The 1,960-nt window shown below is 61.7% G+C and carries 3 protein-coding genes; all 3 read left to right on the top strand.

Features of this window, described 5'->3' with window-relative positions:
- Positions 1-392: 392 nt before the first annotated feature.
- The 3 genes from EN994_RS29095 to EN994_RS29085 all read left to right on the top strand — a co-directional run bounded on the left by EN994_RS29095 (position 393) and on the right by EN994_RS29085 (position 1,948).
- Positions 393-626: a hypothetical protein gene (locus tag EN994_RS29095; protein ID WP_013530508.1), complete on the top strand. Its 234-nt coding sequence runs from the start codon at positions 393-395 to the stop codon at positions 624-626.
- Positions 627-746: 120 nt separating this feature from the next.
- A complete protein-coding gene (locus tag EN994_RS29090) occupies positions 747-944 on the top strand; it encodes a hypothetical protein (RefSeq protein ID WP_013530509.1) in 198 nt (65 codons plus the stop codon).
- 245 nt (positions 945-1,189) lie between these two features.
- Positions 1,190-1,948 carry an SDR family oxidoreductase gene (locus tag EN994_RS29085; RefSeq protein ID WP_063168676.1) on the top strand — a complete coding sequence of 253 codons (759 nt, stop codon included), beginning with the start codon at positions 1,190-1,192 and terminating at the stop codon, positions 1,946-1,948.
- Positions 1,949-1,960: the final 12 nt, after the last annotated feature.

The raw sequence follows: 1,960 nt of genomic DNA, 5'->3' as shown, positions 1-1,960 counted from the left end.
GTTTTATGGGCTGCATCGATGTCGCCGTCCGGCGACTGCAATGTCCGACGGCGCGCAAGCGACCCCGGCCCCTGGCGCGACGATCCGCCAACGGACTGCTGCCAGCTTGGGGATGTGCGGACTGCCGCCCCGGTTCGGGCGCTTTTCGATGTCAGGCATTGCTCCTCCCAGAGCGCCGGCCGATGCCATGCCGGCGTTTGCGCATGTTTTATAAAAAATTGACACGCGTCAAGATTTAAAATGTGCGTAGCGATTTTTGACTGCGCGCCCTGCGGGCATGACTGTCCTGCCGGCATGCGCTACAACCAAGGCGCGAAAAAAACTGCCAGCCTAGGGAACCACTAGGGGGATGTCCGCGTTGGTCGCTACTTTTGTGCAGAGGGAGGTTTGGGGTGGGGCGTTTCGAAATCGTGGAAGAGCCAACGGGTACGTTTTCGATTTTCGACACCGTCACGGAATTGCCGGCAACGGCCAAAGGGGGCGTGTGCATTGGGCTTTATCGGCACGAAGTGCCTCTGGCACTGCTTGCAGCGGTTGAAACGGTCCAGCCCGGCCATTTTTCGCTCCTGCCCTCATTGTCGGTGTTGAACGACTGGCGGGCTCATCGAGACGATCTGCTGGCATGAGCAAAGCTGCCCGATGTCGCATCAAAAATCATACGGTATGGGAAATCACGCCCTGTTGTCGAAAGCGGCGGTGAGGCATGGAAAGCAAGGGGAGGTTGCAGTGCGTTGGGAGGTGAAGCAATGTCTGATCAGGACGACCTGATCCGAGCTGCCATCGGACGGCTGCTCGCCGAGAAGACAGGCGCCGCCGTCATATCGATGAGAGAGAGCGTCACCGAGCTTCTGGCGCTGACCGGTGCCGCACTGGACGAAAGACTCCAAGACCTGCTGCTGGAAATGGCCGAAGTCCGCGGCATGATGGTCGCTCTCGACTTCTGAACATATCCGGCTGGGATGCTGCAGCATGGACCGGCAGCGCTTTCATCGCCGGCAGCCTCTAACCTTACTGCGTCCAATATCGGGCATCGCATTTTAGGCCGAAAGCGGACAGGCAGCTTTCCGCCCGATCGCCAGTATTGCCGGCATGTCGCGGATCGTCGCCGCGACAGCGCGCCTCGCCAAACCTTGGCTCTTTTTCCGACCCTCAAACGTCTTAGCTACAGTGAAGCTAAGGAGCAGGGTCGATGAGCCTCAGGAATAAAGAAATCGTGGTCACCGGTGGCAGCCGTGGGCTTGGCCTCGGATTGGTCGAGGCGCTGGTCGAACAGGGCGCCAGTGTGACCGTCGTTGCCCGTGGCGTCGAGGCGCTGGATGCGGTCGGTGCGCGGCTTGGGGTCGCCACTATCCGCGCCGACGTTGCGGAGGAGGGCGCGGCCTATCGCATTCTTAGCGAGGTTCGTCCTGACGTCGTGGTCCTGAATGCTGGTGCCACGCCCCGGATGGGCCGGTTGGACCAACTGAGCTGGGAAGATTTTTCAATCGCCTGGGAAACCGACGTCAAGGCCGGGCTATACTGGCTGCAGGCGGCGCTCAACCTGCCGCTCAAGCCGGGCAGCCGTGTTCTGGTGGGATCGAGCGGTGCCGCCGTCACCGGGTCGCAGTTGTCGGGCGGCTATGGCGGCGCCAAGCGCATGCTGTGGTTCATGGCGAAGTACGCCAACGGCGTTTCGCTGGAGAAGAAGCTCGGCATCCGCTTTCAGGCGATCGTGCCGCGGCAGATGATCCTCGGCACCGGAACAGGCGATGCGGCGGCCGGCGCCTATTCCGGATCCATGGGCATCACGCCCGAACAATTCGTCACCCGCTTCGGTGCGCCGATGCCGCCCCGAACCTTCGGCGACAGGGTGGTTTCCGTGCTGGAAGACCCGCAATATGCCGAGGGGATCGTCTTCGGCCTCAATGGCGACGCGGGCGTAACCGTGATGGAGGGGGCTGCGGCTTGAGCGAACGAGATC

This window comes from Mesorhizobium sp. M7A.F.Ca.CA.002.09.1.1 (genome assembly GCF_003998555.1).
Taxonomy (GTDB): domain Bacteria; phylum Pseudomonadota; class Alphaproteobacteria; order Rhizobiales; family Rhizobiaceae; genus Mesorhizobium; species Mesorhizobium ciceri.
This window is presented reverse-complemented; position numbering and strand designations above follow the sequence as displayed.